The organism is Mesorhizobium sp. WSM4816, from assembly GCF_055811535.1.
This window is the reverse complement of sequence record NZ_JBVVQR010000003.1, coordinates 317550-340662: the sequence shown is the minus strand read 5'-3', so window position 1 is coordinate 340662 and position 23113 is coordinate 317550. Positions and strand designations below refer to the sequence as shown.

Genomic DNA, 23113 nt, shown 5'->3' with positions numbered 1-23113 from the left:
AGATTTGTGTGTCGCGCGAGAAGACCTACTCCACGGACGGGGCCGCAAAGGAGTTGGGAATCTCGAAAAGCACCCTCCTGCGCTGGTTCCGGGAAAAGAGGATCGAAGATGTGAAGCGCGACAGAAATGGTTGGCGTGTGTTCACGTCTGCCGATATCAAGCGCATCAGGAAGGTACTGTGATGGGTGTTTCGGTCGGCAAGAAAGACGAGCAAAAGGCGGCAAAGATGCCGAATTTTCTCGCAGTTGATTTTTTTTGCGGTGCCGGCGGAACGACTCGAGGTCTGATCGATGCCGGCGGTTACGTGATTGCCGGGATCGACAAGGACAATCGCTGCCGCCTTACCTACGCAGAAAACAATTTCAACGAAACGGTCGACCATTCAAACTCAAGGTTCCTCCACTACGACGTTTTCCCCGCAACCGAGGATTACCCAGGCGGGCAACAGGCAGAACTGTGTGCGGAGCTTGATTCGCTGCTGGGCTACTATCGGTCGAAAGCTCCAGCCACTCCCGTACTTTTTGCCATTTGTGCGCCCTGCCAGCCATTCACCCGCCTTTCCCGGAAGAAACTGAGCGAAAAGCGTCGATTGGGAAGGGAGAAGGACCGTAGCTTGCTGACGGAAGCTGCCGAATATGTCGACCGCTATAAGCCTGAAATGGTGTTGTCCGAGAATGTTGCAGGTATCAAGGATGCCAAGTACGGGGGTATCTGGGAAGATTTCAGAGTGCGCCTTAATCAATTGGGTTACGTGACCGGCTCGAAGGTGGTGTGCACTTCGAACTTCGGCATCCCTCAATACCGCAAACGGTCGATTCTGATCGCGGTTCGACGCGACCTTGTCCGCGAGGAGCGTTTCGCCGATCTCTTGGAAACCGAGTTGTTGGTACCGGACTCCGATCCGAACGAAACTCTGGTTTCGGTGTCCCGTGCGATCGGACACTTGCCACCAGTGGCCGCGGGCGAAGTCCATCCGGAAATCCCCAACCACAAGGCCCGCTCGCTGAGCGAGCTGAACCTCATGCGTCTGTCGTCCGCCAAGCCCGGAGAGTCGAATGCTTACATGGCAAACACCCAATACGGCGACCTGACGCTCGACTGCCACCGCAAGGTCAACGAGCGTCTCAACGACCGCTGCTTCAGCGATGTCTACACCCGAATGCATCCAGATCGGCCGTCGCCGACAATCACGACGAAGTGCCACAGCATTTCAAATGGGCGATTTGGGCATTTCGATACCAACCAAGTTCGCGGGATTTCCCTTCGGGAGGCAGCCATCCTGCAATCCTTTCCAGATGAATACGTTTTCTATCCGACGGAGCAGATCGAGCCCGTCGCTCGCATGATCGGAAATGCCGTCCCTCCCAAGCTGGCTCGCTATTTTGCGGGGTACCTTGTCAACTCGATAGAACCGTCGCGCGCCCGCTGACGTCTGCCAAGTCTGCCAGCAGGGCCTCGGTGTCGGCTTCGAGGCGGCATTCCCAGATCGTTACTACGCGCCAGCCAGCCGCCGTCAGAGCTTCCGAGTTGCGTCGGTCGCGGCCCATGGTTCTGTCGATCTTCTCTGCCCAGAATTCCGTGTTCGAAGACGGGCGCTTACCTCGCCTACAATCGTGACCGTGCCAGAAGCAGCCGTTTATGAACACCGCCGTCCAATATCTCGGCAGCACGATATCTGGTCGGCCTGGCAAATCATTACGATGAAGGCGGAATCGATAGCCGGCAGCGTGGAGGATCCGCCGAACATAAATCTCTGGACGCGTGTTCCTGCCTCGAATCAGGCTCATTATTCGCGAGCGAACTTCTGAGGAAATGCTGTCGACCATCGTCTGTACTGTGGTTCCAGTAGGCTGGAAGAAAGCTTCGGCCATCGAGCGGGGCTGAGGCAATTCTATGGCGCACCCGACAGGATTCGAACCTGTGACCTCTGCCTTCGGAGGGCAGCGCTCTATCCAGCTGAGCTACGGGTGCCTTCAGGATCGAAATCCGGAAAACGAACCAGCCAGTGAACCAGCCAGCCACGGCTTCTTAGCTGAAGCCGGGGCGGGCTTCAACGCAGAAATGGAACAGCGCCCGCCACTTCATGCATGATGATCCGGACACAAACCCAAAAGGTTTCCAACGTGGGGTGATCGGTGATCTGCTGGAAGACACTCAATACGGCACGAGCGCGAAAGCTGGAGAAGCCGGAGCGTTTCCGATTCTGCGCATGGGCAATGTCACCAATGACGGTCGAATTGTCGTGGTTGACCTCAAGTTCATCGATCTTTCTGACAAAGAGGTAGAAAAATACACGATCCGGAAAGGAGACATCCTATTCAATCGGAAAAACAGCGTCGATCTTGTGGGTAAGACTGCTGTTTTTGGAATAGAGGAGCCATTTGCTTTCGCTGGGTATCTTGTTCGGGCGAGGGCCAAGAATTCAATCAGTCCGCACTACGTCGCAGGCTACCTCAATTCTCGACATGGCAAAGCCACCTTGCGCAACATGGCAAAGAGCATCGTCGGAATGGCAAATATCAACCCGAAGGAAATGGCCTCAATCTCCATTCTTATCCCGGACGCCGACAGCCAGGGTCGCTACACGACTTCTCTAACATCAGTCGGAGATCAGCGCAGGCGATTGGAGAGACAATTGCGGGACACCAACTCACTCTTCTCCTCTCTACAATTCCTCACCTTCTCAGGCCAGCTCTGACTATGTCCGACGCGCTGACCGGCAGTGATTGGACCGACCGCGAGATCGACCTCATCATCGCCGGCTATTTCGACATGCTGTCGCTGGAACTGGCGGGCCGTTCGTTCGTCAAGGCGCAGCGCAACGCACAGCTTCAGGAGTTGACTGGCCGTAGCCGCGGCTCGATCGAATTCAAGCTTCAGAACATCAGCGCGGTGCTCTATCGGCTCGGCATGCCGTGGATTGCCGGATACAAGCCGATGGCGAACTTCCAACGCGCCCTGGTCGACGGCGTCGAGCGCCATATCGCCCGCGAACCGGCGCTCTTTGAGAGCCCGATCTTGGCCGCGCCTGCACCCGGGTTGCACGAGCCCCAGCCCCTTTTCTTCGAAGCGCCACCTGTCGCGGCTTTCGAGGCCGTGCCGCCAGCGCTGGAGCGAATCGTGCGGAAGTTCGATCCGGCGCTGCGGGACGCCCGCAACCGACTACTGGGCCAGAGCGGCGAGGAACGCGTCTTCTTCGCCGAGCAGTCGGGCTTGCGCGCGGCAGGACGTGACGATCTTGCCCGGAAGGTGCGCTGGGTATCAGTGGAGGACGGCGACGGTGCCGGCTATGACATCCGCTCGTTCGATCCGGCCGGCAGCGAGCGGCTGATCGAGGTGAAGACCACCACCGGCCACAAGCAGACCCCGTTCCTGCTTTCGGAGAACGAACGGGCCTTCTCGGAGGAGCGGCCGGATGCGTTCCGGCTGGTCCGGCTGTTCGACTTCGTCCGCCAACCGCGCGCCTTCGAACTTACGCCACCGCTGGACAGATCCGTGCTGCTGAAGGCCGCAACCTGGCGGGCGCATTTCTGACACCGCTCAATAATTGAAACTGCTTGCCAATTGGTAACATAAATGACACCATATGATCCGAGAGTATCTGACCGAAAAGGAATGCGCTCGACGGCCAGGCAGCGGCGCTTGTCACGACGCGGCTCGCCAGGCTTGGCGACGGCAATACGTCGAACGTGAAGCCGATCGGCGAAGGTGCGGCGGAACTTCGGATCGATCGCGGACCCGGCTATCGTATCTATTTCGGCTGGGACGGCACGACGCTGGTGATCCTGTCGGGCGGTGGAACGAAGAGACGGCAGCAGGACGACATACAAGACGCGCTGAGACACTGGCGCGATTACAGGGCGCGCAAGCGCGTGGGCAGCAGGACGGGTAGATAGTCATGCCGTTGACGAGGGCTTTTCGCGAGACGGTGCGCGCGCGGGCTGAGCGCGATTCGCTTTTTCGGGAGGCGTTGTTGCGCCAGGCGGTGCAGGATCTGCTCGATGGCGATGCCGCTGGCGGCCGCGCGGCGATGCGCGAGACGATCAACGCAACGATCGGCTTCGAGCGGCTGGGTGAAATCGTCGGCAAGTCGCCGAAGAGCCTCATGCGCATGTTCGGACCAGACGGCAACCCTACGGCGGAGAACCTTCTCGGCGTCATCCGTGCTCTGCAGATCGAAACCGGGGTGCATCTGACGGTGCAAGCCGCGGCCGACGCGGCCTGACCAAAGTCTGCCGGGGGGCTGCGTCAGCCATGTCGAGGACCGTGTGATGAGGCTGGTCAGCCGCATCCGCGAAATCAGCGACAGCGCAGTCGCCTAGTTTCACTGCTCGGCATACAACAATCGTGTCGTCGTGTTCGATGCCGGCGACAGGTTGCGCTGGATCAGCGCTTCGACGTGGTCGTTGCGCTGGCGCGCGCTGTCGGCGCCCATCACCACGAGGATCAGCCGGCGGCCGTCGGCATCGTAGGAGGTGACGATGTTGAAGCCCGAAGCTCTGATATAGCCGGTCTTGATGCCGTTGACGCCGCGGACGCGGCCGAGCATGTCGTTGTGGCCGCGCACCAGCCGGCCCCGGAACATGAAGTCGCTTTCCGAAAAATAGTGGAAATGCTGCGGGAAGCGGGCGCGCAGCGCCATGCCGAGCACCGCCATGTCGCGCGCCGTCGTCTGCTGGCCGGCGTCCGGCAGGCCCGAGGCATTGCGGAAGACGGTGCTGCGCATGCCGATCTGGTGCGCCTTGGCGGTCATCATCGCGGCGAATGCGTCCTCGCTGCCGCCGAGATATTCGGCGACGGCGACCGCCACGTCATTGGCTGATTTGACGGTGATCGCCCGGATTGCCGAATCGACGTCGATCGTCTCGCCGCGTCGGAAGCGCAGCTTGGTCGGCGGCTGCCTGGCGGCATTGGCCGAGACCGGGATCAGCGTCGTCTTGCTGATGCGGCCCTGCTCCAGCGCCTCGAACAGCAGGTAGAGCGTCATCATCTTGGTCAGCGATGCCGGATAGCGCGGCGCCGTCGAGTTGGCCTCGAACAGCGTCCTGCCGCTGCTGCCGTCGACGACGACAGCCGCATATTTCTGCGCCGGCGCCGGCACCGCCAGCATGGTCTCCGTCGGCGTCGTCGCGCAGCCGGCGACGAGCGCCAGCAGCGCAAACGCCGCGACAAATCTTTGGGTGAGCGGAAAGAGGCGCAGTTTGGACATTCTGAAGGTAAGCTGTTGCTGAAACGAGTGGGAAACTAGCCTAACCCAATGGCGCCGTCCATTTGGTTAATGCCGGTGTTCACGGCAATCGCTTCGGGTTTGAATGCCCCACGCTCCTGGCGTTGGCGCCGCCCCTCACCTGCCTGCCGGCATCCTCTCCCCGTATAGTGACGGGGCGAGGGGCCGAGGCTTTCGCCTTACGATTGACCCCCACCCTAACCCTCCCCACAAGGGGGAGGGAACGCTGCCGCGCGCCTTTACTTTCCCTTTGGCGCGCCGGAAGGCAGGCAATTTGCCGAGGTCAGCGCCAACGGAAGTCTCCCTCCCCCTTGTGGGGAGGGGTTAGGGGTGGGGGTCCATCGTAGAGCGAAAGCCTCGGGGCTAGGGTACGTGACCGGGCAAATGCGTCTCTGATGCGAAATGCCCATCACCCAGCTTGCGCAACCGGCACCGAGCGGGTTTGCTGGCGCCGGCAGAATCAGCAGGTGCGCCATGGATACGCTCACGATCAGGGCAAAGGGCATTTCGGTAACGGTCGATCTCACCGTTGGCCATCTCGCCGACATGACGGTCGATATCGACGGGCGCCGGCTAAAACCGCTGCATCGCGCGCCGTGGATCGACGAGCCGCGCGCGACGCTGCCGCCAGACCTGCCCGCGGGCACCGTTCGCCTGTCCGGCGATTTTTTATGCGCGCCGTTTTCGCGCAGCGATGTCGAGGAAGCACCCTTGCATGGCTGGCCGGCCAACAGCCGCTGGGATGTCGTTGCCTCCGCGGCGACAGTCGATGGCTGGCGCGCCGTTTTCCGGCTGCAGCACAAGGTTTTGGGCGCCACGGTCGAAAAAATCCTAACCCTGCGCGACGACCATCCCTTTCTCTACCAGGAGCATGTCTTTTCCGGCGGATCCGGCGCGATTTCCGTCGCCCATCATCCGATGACGGTGATGACGGACGGCGGCAGGCTGGCCTTTTCGCCGAAGCGGTTTGCGGCAACGCCGGACGACCCGCTCGAGCCCGATCCGGCCCGCGGCCGATTTCTTTTCGCCTATCCGGCGCGTTCCACCGACCTGACGCGATTTCCCGCCGCCGATGGCGGCACGCTCGACCTGACCGACTATCGCATCGACCACAGCCGAGAGGATTTCGTCACGCTGGTCGAGGCCGACCATGGCGGGCCGGGCTGGACCGCACTGGCGCGAAAGAAGGAGGCCGATCTGGTGCTGGTGCTAAAAAACCCGGCCGAGCTGCCGGTCACCATGCTGTGGATCAGCAATGGCGGCCGCGACTACGCGCCGTGGAGCGGCCGCCATCGCGGCGTGCTCGGCATCGAGGACGGCCGCACGGCGCTCGGCCATGCCGCGTCGCTGGGTGACAACTGGCTGAAGCGGGAAGGGGTGGCGACCGCCTTTGCCCTTGGCGGCAATGTCTCGTTCCGCCACGTCATCGGCGCACTGCCCTTATCAAGCGGCGAGCCGCCGCGCGACATCGCCACCGCGCCGGGGCACATGCGCATTGCGGCTGCTGACGGTTCGACGCGGGATGTCGCCTTCGACGGCGATTTCCTGCGGATCGGCCGATCCGTGCCCGCCTGATTGGGCTGTGTCGGGGGCGGCGCTTCGGTTGGAGTTAGCCCTCCTATTGCGAGCGTTGGCGCTGCCCCCTCACCCGGATTGCCAACCGACTTGCAAAGGGCAATTCGGGGCAATCCGACCTCTCCCCGAGGGGAGAGGAGATCGCCAGCGCCGCCGCTTCTCTCTTCTCCCCAACGGGGAGAAGGTGGCCGCGAAGCGGCCGGATGAGGGGGCAGCGGCGCCGACCTCGACAATTGGTCGATCTTCAATAATCCCGCGTTTGAAAATCCCGCCAACTATAGCCAAGATGCGATCCAAAACACTTAGGCCAGAAAGGCTCCGATGTCCGAGATTGCCCACCTCGCCGCCACCATCTTCAAGCGCGCCGGCAAGGCGCGGCGCTTTGTCGTTGCCATCGCCGGTCCTCCGGGCGCCGGCAAGTCGACGCTGTCGGCGCGCCTGCATGAGCTGCTGCCGGAAGGCGCGGCCGAAATCGTGCCGATGGATGGCTTCCATTACGACGATATCGTGCTCGAGCGGCGCGGCCTGCGCGCGCGAAAGGGCGCTCCGGAAACCTTTGACTTTGCCGGCTTCGAAACCTTGCTGAAGCGCATCCGCGCCGCCGAGCCCGACATCGCCATTCCGGTGTTCGACCGCAGCATGGAGCTGTCGCGCGCGGCCGCTTCGATCATCGCCGCCGACACCAAGTTCATCCTGGTCGAAGGCAATTATTTGCTGCTTGACGAGGAACCGTGGTCGCGGCTGGCGCCGCTGTTCGATTTCTCGATCTTTGTCGATGTGCCGCGCGACGAGCTCGAGCGCCGGCTGCTCGAGCGGTGGCACGAGCATGGCCGCTCCGACGACGACGCCCGCGCCTGGATCGCCTCCAACGACATGCCCAACATCGACCGCGTGCTTGCCCGCCGCCGCCCCGCCGATCTGGTGCTTGGCGATCAACCCTGATTCGCGGGACAGCCGGCGCCTGGAACCTTCGGACTTTCCGGCCGTTATCTCGAATACGGCAATAATGCTGACATGAGGAAGACTGTCCGATGGCTACTCCGATGGCAAACAAGGCAAGAAAGCCTGCGCCCGGCAAGGGCAGGGCAACTCGATCCAGGGCAACTGGATCAAAGGCAACTGAAGCGAAGACCGGCGCTGGCCCGGCCGTTGCCGCCCGCTCCAAGGATGCAAAGCCCAGTTTTGGCAAGGCAGCACCGAAGAAAGTGACACCGACCGCCGCCAAAACCACGGCAAAACCGGCTAGGTCGAGGAAGTCGGCAAGTGGCGGCTCGATGGCGGACAGCGCGATGCGCACCGTCAAGACGACGGCCAATGTCGCGGCCGGCGCAGTTGTCGCCACCGCCAAGACCGCTGCGTCCCTCGCCGCTTCCGTCATGGGCAAGGGCGGCTCAAAACCCAAAACCAAGTCAAAATAGCCGCTTCCCGGCGCCTGCGACCGATGAGCTAGCCGCGAGCGGGGATGCTGAGACCCCTTTGCACCGCCGGCCGGGCAAGGCCGCGCTCCAGCCATGCCGCGACATGGGAAAAATCGTCGAAGCCGACAAGTTCCCTTGCCTCGTAAAAACCGATCAGATTGCGTACCCAGCCCAGCATCGAGATGTCGGCGATGGTGTAATCGTCGTCCATGATCCAGCTGCGGCCCTTCAGCCTCGTCTCGAGCACACCGATCAGCCGCCGCGATTCGTCGCGATAGCGCGCCAGCGGGCGCTTGTCGGCGATCTCGCGTCCGGCGAATTTGTGGAAGAAGCCGACCTGCCCGAACATCGGCCCGATCGAGGCCATCTGGAAGAACACCCACTGGATCGTTTCGTAACGTCGCGCCGGGTCGGCCGGGATCAGCCTGCCGGTCTTGTCGGTGAGGTAGAGCAGGATGGCGCCGGATTCGAACAGCCCGATCGGCTTGCCGCCCGGGCCGTCCGGATCGATCATCGCCGGGATCTTGCCGTTCGGGTTCAGCGACAGGAATTCCGGCGTCCAGCTCTCGTCCTTGCCGATGTTCACCGCATGCGCCTCGTAGGGCAGGCCGAGTTCCTCCAGCGCGATCGACACTTTTACCCCGTTCGGCGTCGGGAACGAATAGAGCTGGATGCGGTCGGGATGGCTGGCCGGCCAGCGCGTGGCGATCGGAAAGGCGGACAGGTCGGTCATCGAAACTCCTGGGATTTTTTTCGCGCAAGCGCGCCGTCGTGGCGCGTGGCAAGACGCGTCTCGCCGTAGCTGGGAACCGGCTGCGGTCAGACCGCCTTGAACGCCAGCACCGCATTGGTGCCGCCGAACGCAAAACCGTTGCTGATCGCCGCGCGCACCTTGCGCTCGCGCGCCACATTCGGCGTGATGTCGAGATCGCAATCGGCGTCGGTTTCGCGAAAATTGGCTGTCGGCGGCACGATGCCTTCGCGGATCGCCATCACGCAGGCGATCAGCTCCAGCGCGCCCGACGCGCCGAGGCAGTGGGCATGCATCGATTTGGTCGAGGAGATCGAAAGTTTTTGGGCATGATCGCCAAAAACGCGCTTGATCGCCGCCGTCTCGATCTGGTCGTTGGCCTTGGTGCCGGTGCCATGCGCATTGACGTAGTCGATGTCCTCCGGGTTGAGCCTGGCATCGACGAGGCAGAAGCGCATCGCCGCCTCCGGCCCTTCGATGGTCGGCGCGACGATGTCGGAGGCATCGCCGGAAAGGCCGGCGCCGGCAATTTCGGCAAGGATCGTGGCGCCGCGCGCCATGGCATGCTCAAAAGTTTCCAGCACGACCATGCCGGCGCCTTCGCCGAGCACCAGGCCCTGGCGATCGGCCGAAAACGGCCGGCAGGTGTCGGGCGCCAGCACCCGCAACGCCTCCCAGCCTTTCAGGATGCCCCAGACCAGCGGCGCATCGGTGCCGCCGGCGAGCATGACGTCGGCGCGGCCAAGCCTGATCTGGTCGACCGCCGAGGCAATGGCGTGGTTGGACGAGGAGCAGGCCGAGGTGATGCCGAAGACCGGTCCGCGTAGGCCGAGATTCATGCTGACATGGCCGGCCGCGGCGCCCGGCATCACTTTCGGCACGGTGAAGATGCCGGTGCGGTTCTTGCCCTCGAGCAGGATGGCGCGATAGCTCTCTTCGATCGCCTCCCAGCCGCAAACGCCGACGCCGACGATGGAGCCCATCCGGTAGGTGTTGGCCGCGTGCAAGCTTAGCCCGGCTTGTTGCGCGGCCTCGCGCGCGGCGATCGTCGCCAACAGGCTGAAACGGTCCATCGACACGGCCTGCTTGCGGTCGATGCCGTGCTCGGGAAGCGTCCTGATTTCGCAGCCGACCCTGATTTTCAGGTCATGCAGCTCCGAATTGACGATCGGGCCGATGGCCGAACGGCCGGCGCGCATCTCGCCCCAGATCGTCGGCACGTCGGTGCCGAGCCCGCACAGGCCGCCGATGCCGGTAATGACGACGCGCTTGTGCATTCGGTCAGGCTTTTTTCGCGATCAGCGCGCGAACCGCCTCGACCATGTCGCCGACGTTCTTCAGATTGCTCCAGGCGTCGACGGTGTTCATCTCGATCTCGATGCCATACTGTTCCTCGAGGTCGAAGATGATCTCCGTCAGTTCCAGCGAATGGATGCCAAGCGAGGTCAGTTCGGTGCTGGTGGTGATCTCTTCGCCACCCGGCTCGGCATGAGCCTTGATCTTCTCGATGATGTCCGTTGCCAGCTGGTCAGCCATTCGGTTCCTTCCCCAACCCTCGTCGTTTCCCGGCGCCAACGGATCGGCGCCCGTTTTTCCCCAGGTTCAGACCGTCACCGTCGCCTTTTATCCGGCCAGGCGTTGTGTGACCGTACCAAGACGGCTCCTCTATAGAAACCGAAACGTTGTCAAGCAACAAGCTATATGTCGACAAAGCCGGCGCTGTGCTTAAGTTGGCGACGTGGATATGATCGGACAGGACCTGACCTTTGTGCCGCCGGCGCAGCGCGTCGCCGGGACGGCGCGGCTTGCCTGTGAGAAGGATGGCGGCCGCACGCGTCTTCGGCGGCTTTATCAGGATGGATCCGCCAAGATCCGCATGCCGGCCGTCTCGGCCGATCCGCTCGAAGCCGTGCTGATCAACACCGCCGGCGGGCTGACCGGCGGCGACCGCCTTGGCTGGCAGGTCGATGTCGGCGCCGGCGCCTGCGCCAGCATAACCACCCAGGCCTGCGAGAAGGTCTACCGCGCCGCATCCGACCGTGCCGAGGTGCGGGTGAAGCTAACGGTCGGCGCCGGCGGCCGCATCGCCTGGCTGCCGCAGGAAACCATCGTCTTTGATCGGTCGGCCTTCGCCCGCAGGCTTGACCTGGAGCTTGCCGCCGGTGCCGAGGCGCTGGTGCTCGAGGCGACCGTCTTCGGCCGCCTCGCCATGGGCGAACGCGCGGCGCACGGCGCTTTCCACGACCGCTGGCGGGTCAGCCAGGACGGAGCGCTGGTTCATGCCGAGGATTTCCGCATCGGGCCGGACATTGCGGCGATTCTGGGCGGTTCGGCCGTGGCCGGCGGCGCCATTGCCATGGCGACGGTGCTGATGATCTCGCCGCGGGTCGAGGCTTTGCTCGATCCGGCCCGGGACATCATCGGCGGCCAGGGCGACGCCAGCGTCTGGAGCGTGAAGAAATCTGGCAAGCTTCTTGCGAGGCTGTTTGCCGAGGACGGCTACCAGCTCCGCAAGCGGCTGGTTCCGCTCGTCGAATTGCTCAACGGACTGGCCGGTCTGCCCAAATTATGGTCACTCTGATTCCGATTACACCGCTCCTGTCTACGCCATCCTGGGAAAACGCATGAATCTGACGCCAAGGGAAAAGGACAAGCTGCTCATCGCCATGGCGGCGATCGTGGCGCGCAAGCGGCTCGAACGCGGCGTCAAGCTCAATCACCCGGAGGCGATCGCGCTGATCACCGACTTCGTCGTCGAGGGCGCCCGCGACGGCCGCCAGGTCGCCGAGCTGATGGAGGCCGGCGCCCACGTCGTCACCCGCGCGCAGGTGATGGAAGGCATCGCCGAGATGATCCACGACGTCCAGGTCGAGGCGACGTTTCCCGACGGCACCAAGCTGGTGACCGTGCATGAACCGATAAGATGATGGCCGACACGGTGGGGCCGGTAGGAGAAAAAAATGCTTGAGCTACGCCCCAACTGCGAATGCTGCGACAAGGATCTGCCGCCTGAGGCGACGGATGCGCTGATCTGCACCTTCGAGTGCACCTTCTGCGCCGAGTGCGTGGACCGTGTTCTGGGAGGCTTTTGCCCTAACTGCGGCGGTGATTTCGCGCCGCGCCCGATAAGGCCGGCTGCGATGCTGAACAAATATCCCGCCTCGACAAAGCGCGTCCTCAAGGCCGAAGGCTGCGGCCCGGAGCGCCGCGCCGCGTGACGGCACGATCCTGACAGCGAAAGGCATATCGATGGCGATGATCCCGGGCGAAATCATCACGGCAGGCGGCGAGATCGAACTCAACAAGGGCCAGCCGACCATCACCATGAAGGTGGCCAACAGCGGCGACCGGCCGATCCAGGTCGGCAGCCACTATCATTTCTTCGAGACCAATGAGGGGCTGAAATTCGATCGCGACGGAGCGCGCGGCATGCGCCTCGACATCGCCGCCGGCACCGCAATGCGCTTCGAGCCCGGTCAGGAGCGCGACGTCACCCTGGTGCCGCTCGGCGGCAAGCGCGAGGTCTACGGGTTCCAGCAGAAGATCATGGGCGCATTGTGAGATCCCCTGGTCGCGTTGTGAGATCCCCTGGGCGCGCTGTGAGATCCCCTGGTCGCGTTGTGCGATCCAGAGCGTCGAGCGGTTTCGGCTCAGCTGGGCGGCTTGGCCGCCGCGTAGATGACGACCTTGCCAGGATCGTCGAATTCGACGGCGAGAACGTCTTCGGTCTGCACGCGTCGAGAGTCGATGGCGTTGAACAGCAATGCGTTCGCCTCGATCTCGTCGCGCAGTTCCGCAATGTCGTCCTGATGCTGCTCGACCTTGCTTTCGATCGCCGGCGGCAGCCCGCCTTCCGTGCGCGCGGCGTCGGTAAGGAACACGATATCGACCTTGTCGAGCTTGGATGTCTTGCGCACCGCGCCGATGTTTTCACGCGTCCGGTCGATCGCCGTAGCGACTTTGCCGGCCTCGACAGCCGTGTTGGTCTCTTCCTGGCCGACCTCCGAGCCGATGATCTTGTTCTGGGTCTCAGGGCCTTCAAGACCCTGCGCATTCAGCCCGGCCTGGGGAGCGCTCGCCGCAAGAAACGCAGTTGCGGCAAGCATATGCAGCCATCTGCTGTCGGGGAAGGTGGTGATCGCCATCGCTCGCTCTCAGAGCCGCTTTCGAGGCTCGCTTCTAGGCCAAAAAGTCGAAACGTATTCCGCCCTGCGAAGGTTCCCTCCCCGATGCGGCAGGCCGGCCTCGTGCCGGCCCGCCACGGCGCGTCGTCAGCTCGCCTTCTTGGTGATCAAGGTCAGCGAGCCGTTGGCGTCCATGCTGGCGGCGATCACTTGCGCCGAGGTGAGTCCCTTGGCTTCGAGCGCGGATTTGACCTGGGGGGTCGCGTCGATCGAGCTGCGCAATTTCTGCAGGCCGTCCTCGCCGCGCTTGGCGATCACTTCGTTGACCTTGGTCTGCGTTTCCTTGGGCAGTTCCTCGATGTCGACGACGTTGACGGTCTGGATCGCCGGCGCTTGCGGCTGAGCGCCGGGCGCTGCGGGAGCGGGCGAAGCCGGCGGCTCGGCAGGCTGCGGCGCAGGCTGTTGCTGGGCGCTGGCGGCGGTCGCGAGCAGCAGGGTGGCGGCGGCTGCGAGAGAGATCGTTTTGCGCATAAAACTTCCTTTCCATCGATTGGCAAACGGTCGTTTTGGGGTGACCCTGCCACCTCAAACGTTAAATGGGATCGGAAGGTGTCGCCCAGCAGGTCATTGCGTGACCATAGGATGGCGACAATGTGGGGCCGGGCTTCGCCCCGGCCGTATCTTGGGTCGTATTTCGGGAGCAATTGCTGATGGCTAGAATCACCCGCGCCGCCTATGCGCAGATGTACGGCCCGACCGTCGGCGACAAGGTGCGGCTTGCCGATACCGAGCTGTTCATCGAGGTCGAGAAGGATTTTACGCTGCATGGCGAAGAGGTGAAATTCGGCGGCGGCAAGGTCATCCGCGACGGCATGGGCCAGAGCCAGGTGTCCCGCGCCCAAGGCGCGGTCGACACCGTCATCACCAATGCGCTGGTCGTCGATGCCTCAGGCGGCATCTTCAAGGCCGATATCGGCCTGAGCGACGGCCGCATTGCCGCGATCGGCAAGGCCGGCAATCCCGACCTGCAAGACGGCGTCACCATTATCATCGGTCCCGGCACCGAGATCATCGCCGGCGAGGGCAAGATCCTCACCGCCGGCGGCTTCGACGCGCATATCCACTTCATCTGCCCGCAGCAGATCGAGGAAGCGCTGATGTCAGGCATCACCACCATGCTCGGCGGCGGCACCGGACCGGCGCATGGCACGCTGGCGACGACCTGCACGCCCGGCCCGTGGCATCTGGCGCGCATGATCCAGTCCTTCGACGCCTTCCCGATGAACATCGGCCTGTCGGGCAAGGGCAACGCGTCGTTGCCGGCCGCGCTTGAAGAAATGGTGCTGGGCGGTGCCTGCTCGCTTAAGTTGCACGAGGACTGGGGGACGACACCGGCGGCAATCGACTGCTGCCTGTCGGTCGCCGACAACTATGACGTGCAGGTGATGATCCACACCGACACGCTCAACGAATCCGGCTTTGTCGAGAACACCGTGGCGGCGATCAAGGGCCGCACCATCCACGCCTTCCACACCGAAGGCGCCGGCGGCGGCCATGCGCCCGACATCATCAAGGTTTGCGGCCTGCCCAATGTCATCCCGTCGTCGACCAATCCGACCCGGCCCTACACCGTCAACACGCTGGCCGAGCATCTCGACATGCTGATGGTCTGCCATCATCTGTCGCCGTCGATCCCCGAAGACATCGCCTTTGCCGAAAGCCGCATCCGCAAGGAGACCATCGCCGCCGAAGACATTTTGCACGACATCGGCGCCTTCTCGATCATCTCGTCGGACAGTCAGGCGATGGGGCGCGTCGGCGAAGTGGCGATCCGCACCTGGCAGACCGCCGACAAGATGAAGCGCCAGCGCGGCTCGCTGCCGCAGGAGACCGGCGACAACGACAATTTCCGCGTCCGCCGCTACATCGCCAAATACACGATCAACCCGGCCATCGCGCACGGCCTGTCGAACGAGATCGGCTCGGTGGCGGTCGGCAAGCGCGCCGACCTGGTGCTGTGGAACCCGGCCTTCTTCGGCGTTAAACCGGACATGGTGCTGGTCGGCGGCATGATCGCCGCCGCGCCGATGGGCGATCCCAACGCCTCGATCCCGACACCGCAGCCGATGCACTACCGGCCGATGTTCGGCGCCTATGGCAAGGCGATGACCAATTCGTCGGTGACCTTCGTTTCCAGGGCGGCGCTCGATGCCGGCCTGCGCGGCCGGCTCGGCGTCGACAAGCAGATGGTCGCCGTCGACAACACCCGCGGCGGCATCGGCAAGCATTCGATGGTGCTCAACGACGCCACCCCGCATGTCGAGGTCGATCCCGAAACCTACGAGGTGCGCGCCGACGGCGAATTGCTCACCTGTGAGCCGGCCACCGTGCTGCCGATGGCGCAGAGATACTTTTTGTTTTGATCCCTACAAACGCCCTGTTGGCGGGGCGTCAAATTCGGTGCTCAGTTGTCCAAGCTCTGACGTGCCGTTTTGCGATTGTCTCGAAATTGCGGCATGATGGGCCTCATGAACAGGATTGATCGTCTCAGGGCCCTCACTCCCTACGAAGCGGACTACGTCCAGTGGTGCGCCGAGCAAGGCGCATTGTTGCGCGAAGCTCGTTTCTCCGACCTCGATCGCGAAAATCTTGCCGAGGAGATCGAGAGCTTGGGGAGACGTGACAAACGAGAGATTCGCAGTCGGATGGAGGTGCTGCTTGCACATCTCCTGAAATGGGAATTCCAACCCGGCCATCGAAGTCACAGTCGGCAGTCGTCAATTTCCGAACAGCGCATCTGGATCGGAAACATCATCAAGGACAGCCCGAGTCTTCGCCGATATCCCGCTCAGATTTTCGACGATGCATATAAAGACGCTTTGCTTGTCGCGGTCAGGGAGACGGGTCTCAGGAAATCTCACTTTCCAGGCGAACCTCCCTTCACATGCAAGCAGGCGTTCGATGAACGATTTTGGCCAGGCAACCCACTTTCGATCGGCGATTTCCTGCGGGATTAGCTGGCTTCTTCGGCGACCGTCGCTTTCACATCGCCTTTGTCGCCGCCGCCCTCGTCTACCAGATATCGTTCATCCTGCGGCTCTTCGACACGATCGTCTGAGCACCATTGGGGCGACGCACGCGATAGGCTACGCTTGTTGGGAGAGGCAGTTTTACATGAAGCTCGACATCCGCACCGATTTCACCAAATTCCCGCGTGCCGTCTCGGTTCTGAGCGCCGGCGAAGCGGGTGCGGTCACCCCGTATGATCGTGCGGTGCTGGCCCATGACGAGCGGCATCTGCGCCGCCGCGCCATCGAAACGGCCCGTAGCGATAGAGTGCTGGTCGACCTGCCCGAACCGGTGGCCTTGAACGATGGCGACCGCCTGGTGCTGGAGGATGGCCGTCATATCGAGATCGTCGCGGCCGAGGAACCGCTCTACGATATCCGTGCCAGCGGCCCTGTCCATCTGGCCGAGCTTGCCTGGCATATCGGCAACCGCCATCTTGCGGCCGCCATCGAGGCTAACCGCATCCTCATCCTGCGCGATCACGTTATCAAGGCGATGCTGGAAGGCCTGGGCGCCACGGTGAGCGACGTCTCCGAGCCGTTCAAGCCGCTGCGCGGCGCCTATTCCGGGCACAGTCACGGTCATGCCCATGCCGAGGCGCATGCGCACAGCGGTGCGCATTCCCATACCCATGGCGAATCGCATTCCCACAGCCATTCGCACGACCATGACTGACCAGCCTTCCAACGTCGCTTTGTTGCGTCTGATGGCGTGGCTGTCGCCTGCCTTCCCGGTCGGCGGTTTTTCCTACAGCCATGGTCTCGAACAAGCCGTGCATGCCGGCCTGGTCGCCGACAGCAAAGACCTCGCCGCATGGCTGGAGACGCTGGTCGAGATGGGCTCGGGCTGGAACGATGCCGTGCTGTTTGCCGAAAGCTGGCGGCGCGCCGGCAAAGCCGGCGATCTCGCCGAAATCGCAGCCCTCGCCGAGGCCTTGGCCGGCTCGCGCGAGCGCCACAGCGAGACCATGCTGCAGGGCGCCGCCTTCCTGAACGCGGCATCGGCCTGGCCGTGTCAGGTGCTCGACCGTCTGCCGGCCGAGTGCGCCTATTGCGTCGCCGTCGGTGCAACTGCCGGTGGCAACGCCATTGCCCTGCACGATGCACTGTCGGCCTTCCTGCACAGCTTCTTTTCCAACCTCGTCCAGGCCGCGATCCGGCTTGGCGTCGTCGGCCAGACCGGCGCCACGGCGCTGCTCGCCGGCTTCGAGCCGCTGGCGTTGGAAACTGCCGCCCGCGCTGCCGGCTCGACGCTGGACGATCTCGGCGGCTGCGCCTTCGTCTCGGATGTCATGGCGATGAAGCACGAGACGCAATATTCGCGGCTGTTCCGCTCATGATCGTCCTCGCCTTCGCGCTCTCCTTCGTCCTGCTGCTGATCACCACCCTGCATGTCTATTGGGGCATTGGCGGAATCTGGCCGGGCAGGGACGCTGCCTCCTGCGCCCGCGCGGTGGTCGGCTTTCGCGGCGTCGACGAAATGCCGGCGCCCTTCGCCAGCTTCGCCGTCGCCGCCTGCCTCGGCCTGGCGACACTGTGGCCGCTGGCGCTCGAAGGCGTGTTTGCCACGCCCTTTCCTAAGGCCGGGCTTGCCGCGACAGCGCTGCTCATCGCGCTGGTCTTCCTGGGGCGCGGCATTGCCGGCTTCACGCCGTGGTGGCGCCGGCTGGCGCCCGAACAGCCTTTCGCGCGGCTCGATGTCAGCTATTATTCGCCGCTCTGCCTGGTTGTAGGGCTCGGCTTTGCAGTGCTAGCCATCATGGAGTTCCCTGGATGACACAAGCCAATGGTCCCCTTCGCGTCGGCATCGGCGGTCCCGTCGGCTCCGGCAAGACGACGCTCACCGAAAAGCTCTGCAAGGCGCTGCGCGACGAGTTCTCCATTGCCGTGGTCACCAATGACATCTATACCAAGGAAGACGCCATGATGCTGGCCCGGCTTCAGGCGCTGCCCGAGGATCGCATCATCGGCGTCGAGACCGGCGGCTGCCCGCACACCGCCATCCGCGAGGATGCCTCGATCAATCTGCAGGCGATCGCCGAGATGACCAGGAAATTCCCGGATCTCGACATCGTCTTCATCGAATCGGGCGGCGACAACCTCGCCGCCACGTTTTCCCCCGACCTCGCCGATCTGACGCTCTACGTCATCTCGGTCTGCCAGGGCGAAGAAATCCCGCGCAAGGGCGGCCCGGCGATCACCCGGTCGGATTTCCTGGTCATCAACAAGAGCGATCTCGCCCCCTATGTGAACGTCAATCTCGATGTCATGGAGAGTGATGCCGCCCGCATGCGCGGCAAGCGGCCGTTCGGATTTACCGATCTGTCGCGCGGCAAGGGCCTGCAGCAGGTGATCGATTTTGTCGTCGAGCATGGCGGGCTGCGCATCGACGCCGCCAGAAGCACTGCGGCGTAAGCCAAAGCCCTCGCCTGCACCAAACGAAACCGGTTGCGCGCATCGGCGGCGCACGGCATCCTTGCTTCTTTCACGGAGGTTTTCGATGAGCATCGCCCGCCTGCAGAAGGAAATGCTGACCAACCTGCCCTTTTACGAGGAACGCGTCGATCTGGCCTGCGCCTTCCGCTGGACGGCGCGGCTCAACATGCATGAAGCGGTGGCCAATCATTTCTCGCTGGCTGTCAACGATGACGGCTCGCAATTCCTGATGAATCCCAACCAGGTGCATTTCTCGCGCATCAAGGCGAGCGACCTGCTGCTGATCGACGCCAACGATCCCGATACGCTCTCCGGCCCGGATGCGCCCGACCCGACGGCATGGGGGCTGCATGGCGCCATCCATCGCAATGTCCGTCATGCGCGCTGCGTCATGCATGTGCACTCGATCCACGCCACGGTGCTCGCTTCGCTCGCCGACTCGACGTTGCCGCCGATCGACCAGAACGCGGCGATCTTCTTCAACCGCCACGTCGTCGACGGCCATTATGGCGGGCTCGCCTTCGAGGAAGAGGGCGAACGCTGCTCGCAGCTGCTCACCGATCCGAAGGTCAAGGTGATGGTCATGGGCAACCACGGCGTGCTGGTCATCGGCGATACCGTCGCCGACACCTTCAACCGCATGTTCTATTTCGAACGCGCCGCCGAGACCTACATCAAGGCGCTGTGGACCGGCCGTCCGCTGCGGATCCTGTCGGACGAAATCGCCGAGAAGGCAGCAGCGGAGCAGGAAGATTATCCCGGTCAGGCCGAGCGGCACCTGTCCGAATTGAAGGCGATCCTCGACGAGCAGGAGCCGGTTTACAGAAATTGAGCCCCTTCCTGCCCGTAAAGTGACCAGCACAATCGCATTTGGATTCTTGCGAAGGTGGACCCTCACCCTAACCCTCCCCACAAGGGGGAGGGAACGCTGCCGCGCGCATTTATTCTCCCCTTTGGCGCCGAAGGCAGGCAAGTTGCCGAGGTCAGCGCCAACGAAAGTCTCCCTCCCCCTGTGGGGAGGGGTTACGGGTGGGGGTACATCGTAGAGCGAAAGCCTCGGCTTCCACCTGCAAAAGCGCTGGTATAGTGACGGGGAGAAGGACGCTCCCATCGCCGGTTTCGCCGATCATCGGCGTCGCAGGATGCGCGTCTAGGTTGCGGCCACTCCACTTCCTAAGCTCAGAGCCCGAGTTCAGCCCGCAGTTCGGCGGCGCTGTTGATGAGGATCGCGCCGGGCGGCCCTGCCATGGGCGCTTCCGGCCAGAAGATCGTCCTGATCCCCGCCGCCAGCCCTGCCGTGGCGCCGGTCACGCTGTCCTCGACGGCCATGGCATCGGCTGGATCGACACCGGCCAGCCATGCGGCGCGCAAAAACGGTTCGGCATGCGGCTTGCCTTCGCGCACGTCGTTGCGGCTGATCGTCTTCATGCCGGGATAGAAAAGACAGACCATGCGCAGATTGGCGTCGACGACCAGCCGGTCGGAATTGGACACCACCGCTTGCGCCACGCCAAGGGCACGCAGCTCGTTGTAGATCTCGATGGCGCCAGGACGCGGCTTCAGCGTCTCGGCCATCGGCAGATAGTGGTCGTATTTGCGCACGATCCAGTCGTCGAAGGCCAGATCGAGGCCGAAATCGTCGCGCAGCATCTCGTAGACCGGCCATGCGGCGATGCCGAGCACCCGCTCATGCAGGTTGGCCGGCGCCGCGATGCCGACGCTGTGCAGCGCCGCTATCAGCGCCGCCTCGTGCAACGGCTCGCTGTCGACCAGCGTGCCGTCCATGTCCCAGAAAACCGCTTTCGGCGTCATGCGAGGCTCCTTTGTCCGAAATCCCTTAAAGGGTTTGCCTCGCGAGATAAACTGCCGCGCCTGGCTGCACCAACATTGTGGGATCTGCTTGGATATTACCACCCACCCGAAACACCGCAGGCACATCGGGAGCTTTACCTAGGCAATTGCTCTGGCAACAGGCAATTGCTTACAAGCGCATTCCCCGGTAGAACTAAATGCGCTCCCGCTCGGTGCTCGGGGGCAGGGAGGCAGCAAGTTGAATTCCCGGCAGGACAGCGGCAGCAACAGGCTGGACGACGCGGCGCGCGCCGGCTGGCTCTATTATGTCGCTGGCAACACGCAGGACCAGATCGCCTCGACGCTTGGCATCTCACGGCAGACGGCGCAGCGGCTGGTGTCGCTGGCGGTCTCGGAAGGGCTGATCAAGGTGCGTGTCGACCACCCGATCGCCAATTGCCTCGACCTCGCGGCCCGGCTGAAATCGCGCTTCGCGCTCGATCTGGTCGAGGTGGTTCCAAGCGATCCCGCTTCCTCCTCGACCATCGGCGTCGCCGTGGCGGCGGCCGCCGAGATCGAGAAACGGCTGCGCTCGCCGACGCCGATCGTCATGGCGATCGGCACCGGCCGCACGCTGAAGGCGGCAATCGAGCAGCTGCCGCCGATGGAATGCCCGCAGCACAAGGTGGTGTCGCTGACCGGCAACATCTCGCCCGACGGTTCGGCCGCCTTCTACAACGTCATCTTCACCATGGCCGACAGGGTCAAGGCTCGCTCCTTCCCGATGCCGCTGCCGGTCATCGCCTCCTCGCCACAGGAGCGCGAGATGCTGCTCAGCCAGCCGATGATCCAACCGACGCTGGCGCTTGCCGCGGAAGCCGACGTCACCTTCGTCGGCATCGGCGATCTCGGCCCCAAGGCGCCGCTTTACGAGGACGGCTTCATTTCGGAGAGTGAATTGAAAGCGCTGCAAAAGGCCGGCGGCGTCGCCGAGATCGTCGGCTGGGTGTTCGATCGCGAAGGCCGCATGATCGAGGGCATCACCAATGACAGGGTGTCGTCGGCATCGTTGCCGTCGCGTGAAAAATCGCTGGTGATCGCGCTCGCCATGGGCGAGCGGAAGCTGCCGGGCATCCTTGCGGCTGTCAATCGGCGGCTGGTCAACGGCCTCATCACCGACGAGCGGACCGCCGCCGCCTTGCTGGCGGCCAGCTGATTTGCGATAAATCAAGCAGGGCTATTTGCGCCGGCCATAAGGATCGTTGCCGTCGAGAAAACCCATGTCGCGCTGCAGATGCGGCGGCAATTCCCTGATGTCGAGATAGGCCCGTTTCCTGGCTCCGTGCCGCGCCAATCCACGCGCCAGCCGCAAAAACCAGCCTTGGCCTGGCGTCAGAAATAGCTTTTCCTGTACAATGGTCATGATCATCAGCCTTCGTTATCTCTGGCGCATGACCCGAAAATCGATGTCGATTTTCGGAAAGGATCATGCGCAAAATCAAAAGGGCTACAGCGTCCTTTGCGCGTCCAAAAGGACGCGCGGCGCTGTAGACGAGAGTGATCGTCGACCTCAAATATCGGCTGGCTCGGCCCTTGCTGCCAATCAAACGTCGATCATGGCCCATAAGGAGGGCTTATGCCTGAACTCAAGTCACGGCAGGTCTCCCAGCTCCCTCCGCTTCAGGCGATCCGGGTGTTCGAGGCGGTGGCGCGGCATCTTTCCTTCACCAAGGCAGCCGGCGAGCTTGGCATGACGCAGGCGGCGGCGAGCTATCAGATCAAGCTTCTGGAAGAGCGCGTCGGTGCGCCTTTGTTCCTGCGCCGGCCAAGGCAGATCGTGCTGACCGAGGCGGGGCAACGCCTGGCGCCTGCGGTCAGCGAGGCGTTCGCCTTGTTGGGTGGAGCCTATGCCGCGGCGCGCAGCGGCGCCGACGGAGTACTTTGTGTCTCGACGCTGCTGACCTTTGCCTCGAACTGGCTGGCGCAGCATCTCGGTTCGTTCCAGGTCGCGCATCCGTCGCTGGCGGTGCGTCTCGATACATCGAACCGCCTCGTCGACTTCGCCCGCGAGGACATCGACATCGCCATCCGTTCGGGCGGCGGAAACTGGCCGGGCGTGGAGGTGCACAAGCTTTTCAATGCGGACTTCACGCCGATGCTGAGCCCGAAACTCGCGGCAAGCATCGGCGGGGTGAAGGAGCCGGCCGATCTGTTGCGCCTGCCGATCCTCGACCCCGGCGATATCTGGTGGCGGGACTGGTTTATCGCCGCCGGCCTGCCGGTCGAGGAACTGGCCAAGCGCCCCGGCTCCAGCATGGGTGCTCAGGCCTATGAGGCCAACGCCGCGATCGCCGGGCAGGGCGTGGCGATCGTGACGGCCGCTTTCTTCAAGGCCGAGCTTGCCGATGGCCGCCTGATCCAGCCTTTCGATTTGGTCGGCGACGACGGCCACGCCTATTGGCTGGTCTATCCCCAGGCGCGGCGCAACGTGCCGAAGATCCGCGCTTTTCGCGAATGGATACTGGCCGAGATTGCCGGCGGATAGTCGATAATCCATCCGATCAAGCGGGCACCGACATCCGTCATTTTTGCGCGCCCAAATCCTCCGGAGCAAGATCCCGCACGCGGCCGGATGCTGCGCTGCAGCAACGAATCCGGCTTGACATAAATCACGCGAGGTGAGTAATTGCCCACAGCCAAAGCAAATGCTCAGCTTGGTCCAT

Annotated in this window: 30 protein-coding genes, 1 tRNA gene and 1 pseudogene; 22 read left to right on the top strand and 10 right to left on the bottom strand. The window is 63.2% G+C overall.

What is annotated here, in order from left to right; translation table 11 throughout:
* Nucleotides 1-8 precede the first annotated feature (8 nt).
* Together AC0L3H_RS05945 and AC0L3H_RS05940 are read left to right on the top strand one after the other, a co-directional pair.
* A complete protein-coding gene (locus tag AC0L3H_RS05945; protein WP_258121048.1) occupies nt 9-182 on the top strand; it encodes a MerR family transcriptional regulator in 174 nt (57 codons plus the stop codon).
* Nucleotides 182-1429, top strand: coding sequence for a DNA cytosine methyltransferase (locus AC0L3H_RS05940; RefSeq protein ID WP_473584805.1), 1248 nt, complete (start codon nt 182-184; stop codon nt 1427-1429). The genes AC0L3H_RS05945 and AC0L3H_RS05940 overlap by 1 nt, the downstream gene beginning before the upstream one ends.
* Here the strand turns inward: AC0L3H_RS05940 and AC0L3H_RS05935 are convergent.
* Nucleotides 1398-1826, bottom strand: a complete 429-nt coding sequence (locus AC0L3H_RS05935) for a very short patch repair endonuclease (protein WP_473584864.1) — start codon at nt 1824-1826, stop codon at nt 1398-1400. The genes AC0L3H_RS05940 and AC0L3H_RS05935 overlap by 32 nt on opposite strands.
* A gap of 68 nt (nt 1827-1894) precedes the next feature.
* A tRNA-Arg gene (locus AC0L3H_RS05930) sits at nt 1895-1971 on the bottom strand.
* A gap of 112 nt (nt 1972-2083) precedes the next feature.
* On the opposite strand from AC0L3H_RS05930, the gene AC0L3H_RS05925 reads away from it, so the two are divergent.
* The 4 genes and pseudogenes from AC0L3H_RS05925 (at nt 2084) to AC0L3H_RS05910 (ending at nt 4225) form a co-directional block, all read left to right on the top strand.
* Entirely contained in the window at nt 2084-2698 is a 615-nt protein-coding gene (locus AC0L3H_RS05925; protein WP_473584804.1) for a restriction endonuclease subunit S, read from the top strand.
* A gap of 2 nt (nt 2699-2700) precedes the next feature.
* On the top strand, nt 2701-3534 hold the full coding sequence (locus AC0L3H_RS05920) for a protein NO VEIN domain-containing protein (RefSeq protein WP_473584803.1): 834 nt from the start codon (nt 2701-2703) through the stop codon (nt 3532-3534).
* A gap of 149 nt (nt 3535-3683) precedes the next feature.
* Nucleotides 3684-3896 (top strand): annotated as a pseudogene (locus AC0L3H_RS05915) (type II toxin-antitoxin system RelE/ParE family toxin); the annotation flags it as partial.
* Nucleotides 3897-3898: 2 nt separating this feature from the next.
* The gene (locus AC0L3H_RS05910; protein ID WP_473584802.1) at nt 3899-4225 is read left to right on the top strand and encodes a helix-turn-helix domain-containing transcriptional regulator; all 327 of its coding nucleotides are present in this window, start codon (nt 3899-3901) and stop codon (nt 4223-4225) included.
* A gap of 99 nt (nt 4226-4324) precedes the next feature.
* Here the strand turns inward: AC0L3H_RS05910 and AC0L3H_RS05905 are convergent, their stop codons facing one another.
* Nucleotides 4325-5209, bottom strand: coding sequence for a D-alanyl-D-alanine carboxypeptidase family protein (locus tag AC0L3H_RS05905; protein ID WP_473584801.1), 885 nt, complete (start codon nt 5207-5209; stop codon nt 4325-4327).
* Between the two features lie 492 nt (nt 5210-5701).
* Between AC0L3H_RS05905 and AC0L3H_RS05900 the strand changes: the two genes are divergently transcribed.
* The 3 genes from AC0L3H_RS05900 (at nt 5702) to AC0L3H_RS05890 (ending at nt 8220) form a co-directional block, all read left to right on the top strand.
* Nucleotides 5702-6802, top strand: a complete 1101-nt coding sequence (locus AC0L3H_RS05900; protein WP_473584800.1) for a hypothetical protein — start codon at nt 5702-5704, stop codon at nt 6800-6802.
* Nucleotides 6803-7123: 321 nt separating this feature from the next.
* The gene (locus AC0L3H_RS05895; protein WP_473584799.1) at nt 7124-7744 is read left to right on the top strand and encodes a nucleoside triphosphate hydrolase; all 621 of its coding nucleotides are present in this window, start codon (nt 7124-7126) and stop codon (nt 7742-7744) included.
* An 89-nt stretch (nt 7745-7833) separates the two neighbouring features.
* On the top strand, nt 7834-8220 hold the full coding sequence (locus AC0L3H_RS05890; RefSeq protein ID WP_473507974.1) for a hypothetical protein: 387 nt from the start codon (nt 7834-7836) through the stop codon (nt 8218-8220).
* Between the two features lie 28 nt (nt 8221-8248).
* Here AC0L3H_RS05890 and AC0L3H_RS05885 read toward each other — a convergent pair whose 3' ends face one another.
* The 3 genes from AC0L3H_RS05885 to AC0L3H_RS05875 form a co-directional block, all read right to left on the bottom strand.
* Nucleotides 8249-8953, bottom strand: coding sequence for a glutathione S-transferase family protein (locus tag AC0L3H_RS05885; protein ID WP_473584798.1), 705 nt, complete (start codon nt 8951-8953; stop codon nt 8249-8251).
* 86 nt (nt 8954-9039) lie between these two features.
* Nucleotides 9040-10248, bottom strand: coding sequence for a beta-ketoacyl-[acyl-carrier-protein] synthase family protein (locus tag AC0L3H_RS05880; protein ID WP_473495050.1), 1209 nt, complete (start codon nt 10246-10248; stop codon nt 9040-9042).
* Nucleotides 10249-10252: 4 nt separating this feature from the next.
* Nucleotides 10253-10507: an acyl carrier protein gene (locus AC0L3H_RS05875; RefSeq protein ID WP_010912831.1), complete on the bottom strand. Its 255-nt coding sequence runs from the start codon at nt 10505-10507 to the stop codon at nt 10253-10255.
* Between the two features lie 208 nt (nt 10508-10715).
* Between AC0L3H_RS05875 and AC0L3H_RS05870 the strand changes: the two genes are divergently transcribed.
* The 4 genes from AC0L3H_RS05870 to AC0L3H_RS05855 are packed head-to-tail and all read left to right on the top strand — an operon-like array spanning nt 10716 to nt 12532.
* A complete protein-coding gene (locus AC0L3H_RS05870) occupies nt 10716-11552 on the top strand; it encodes an urease accessory protein UreD (protein WP_473530523.1) in 837 nt (278 codons plus the stop codon).
* Between the two features lie 43 nt (nt 11553-11595).
* Nucleotides 11596-11898, top strand: coding sequence for an urease subunit gamma (locus AC0L3H_RS05865; protein WP_023801505.1), 303 nt, complete (start codon nt 11596-11598; stop codon nt 11896-11898).
* A gap of 33 nt (nt 11899-11931) precedes the next feature.
* Nucleotides 11932-12189 carry a DUF1272 domain-containing protein gene (locus tag AC0L3H_RS05860; RefSeq protein WP_473584797.1) on the top strand — a complete coding sequence of 86 codons (258 nt, stop codon included), beginning with the start codon at nt 11932-11934 and terminating at the stop codon, nt 12187-12189.
* A 37-nt stretch (nt 12190-12226) separates the two neighbouring features.
* Nucleotides 12227-12532, top strand: coding sequence for an urease subunit beta (locus tag AC0L3H_RS05855; RefSeq protein WP_473584863.1), 306 nt, complete (start codon nt 12227-12229; stop codon nt 12530-12532).
* An 89-nt stretch (nt 12533-12621) separates the two neighbouring features.
* On the opposite strand, the gene AC0L3H_RS05850 is transcribed toward AC0L3H_RS05855, so the two are convergent.
* Nucleotides 12622-13116 carry a hypothetical protein gene (locus tag AC0L3H_RS05850; RefSeq protein WP_473584796.1) on the bottom strand — a complete coding sequence of 165 codons (495 nt, stop codon included), beginning with the start codon at nt 13114-13116 and terminating at the stop codon, nt 12622-12624.
* 126 nt (nt 13117-13242) lie between these two features.
* A complete protein-coding gene (locus AC0L3H_RS05845) occupies nt 13243-13626 on the bottom strand; it encodes a hypothetical protein (protein ID WP_023801509.1) in 384 nt (127 codons plus the stop codon).
* Nucleotides 13627-13805: 179 nt separating this feature from the next.
* Here AC0L3H_RS05845 and ureC point away from each other — a divergent pair, with 179 nt between their 5' ends.
* From ureC to AC0L3H_RS05810, 7 genes are all read left to right on the top strand, one after another.
* Complete coding sequence (ureC, locus tag AC0L3H_RS05840; RefSeq protein WP_473584795.1) at nt 13806-15518, top strand: urease subunit alpha; 1713 nt, start codon at nt 13806-13808, stop codon at nt 15516-15518.
* Nucleotides 15519-15623: 105 nt separating this feature from the next.
* Complete coding sequence (locus AC0L3H_RS05835) at nt 15624-16112, top strand: DUF29 domain-containing protein (protein ID WP_473584794.1); 489 nt, start codon at nt 15624-15626, stop codon at nt 16110-16112.
* Nucleotides 16113-16269: 157 nt separating this feature from the next.
* Complete coding sequence (locus tag AC0L3H_RS05830; RefSeq protein WP_473584793.1) at nt 16270-16839, top strand: urease accessory protein UreE; 570 nt, start codon at nt 16270-16272, stop codon at nt 16837-16839.
* Nucleotides 16832-17503: an urease accessory protein UreF gene (locus tag AC0L3H_RS05825; protein WP_473584792.1), complete on the top strand. Its 672-nt coding sequence runs from the start codon at nt 16832-16834 to the stop codon at nt 17501-17503. Before AC0L3H_RS05830 ends, AC0L3H_RS05825 begins: the two co-directional genes overlap by 8 nt.
* Nucleotides 17500-17940: a DUF3995 domain-containing protein gene (locus tag AC0L3H_RS05820; protein ID WP_287139353.1), complete on the top strand. Its 441-nt coding sequence runs from the start codon at nt 17500-17502 to the stop codon at nt 17938-17940. Before AC0L3H_RS05825 ends, AC0L3H_RS05820 begins: the two co-directional genes overlap by 4 nt.
* A complete protein-coding gene (ureG, locus tag AC0L3H_RS05815) occupies nt 17937-18578 on the top strand; it encodes an urease accessory protein UreG (RefSeq protein ID WP_287221321.1) in 642 nt (213 codons plus the stop codon). The genes AC0L3H_RS05820 and ureG overlap by 4 nt, the downstream gene beginning before the upstream one ends.
* An 85-nt stretch (nt 18579-18663) precedes the next feature.
* Entirely contained in the window at nt 18664-19431 is a 768-nt protein-coding gene (locus tag AC0L3H_RS05810; RefSeq protein ID WP_023801516.1) for a class II aldolase and adducin N-terminal domain-containing protein, read from the top strand.
* A gap of 347 nt (nt 19432-19778) precedes the next feature.
* Here AC0L3H_RS05810 and AC0L3H_RS05805 read toward each other — a convergent pair whose 3' ends face one another.
* Entirely contained in the window at nt 19779-20411 is a 633-nt protein-coding gene (locus AC0L3H_RS05805; protein ID WP_473584791.1) for an HAD family hydrolase, read from the bottom strand.
* Nucleotides 20412-20649: 238 nt separating this feature from the next.
* Between AC0L3H_RS05805 and AC0L3H_RS05800 the strand changes: the two genes are divergently transcribed.
* Nucleotides 20650-21606, top strand: coding sequence for a sugar-binding transcriptional regulator (locus tag AC0L3H_RS05800; RefSeq protein WP_023801517.1), 957 nt, complete (start codon nt 20650-20652; stop codon nt 21604-21606).
* Nucleotides 21607-21627: 21 nt separating this feature from the next.
* Here AC0L3H_RS05800 and AC0L3H_RS05795 read toward each other — a convergent pair whose 3' ends face one another.
* Nucleotides 21628-21813, bottom strand: a complete 186-nt coding sequence (locus AC0L3H_RS05795; RefSeq protein WP_027152175.1) for a hypothetical protein — start codon at nt 21811-21813, stop codon at nt 21628-21630.
* A 213-nt stretch (nt 21814-22026) separates the two neighbouring features.
* Here AC0L3H_RS05795 and gcvA point away from each other — a divergent pair, with 213 nt between their 5' ends.
* Nucleotides 22027-22935 (top strand): transcriptional regulator GcvA, encoded by a 909-nt coding sequence (gene gcvA, locus AC0L3H_RS05790; RefSeq protein WP_473584790.1) that lies wholly within the window; start codon nt 22027-22029, stop codon nt 22933-22935.
* The last annotated feature ends 178 nt before the right edge of the window (nt 22936-23113 follow it).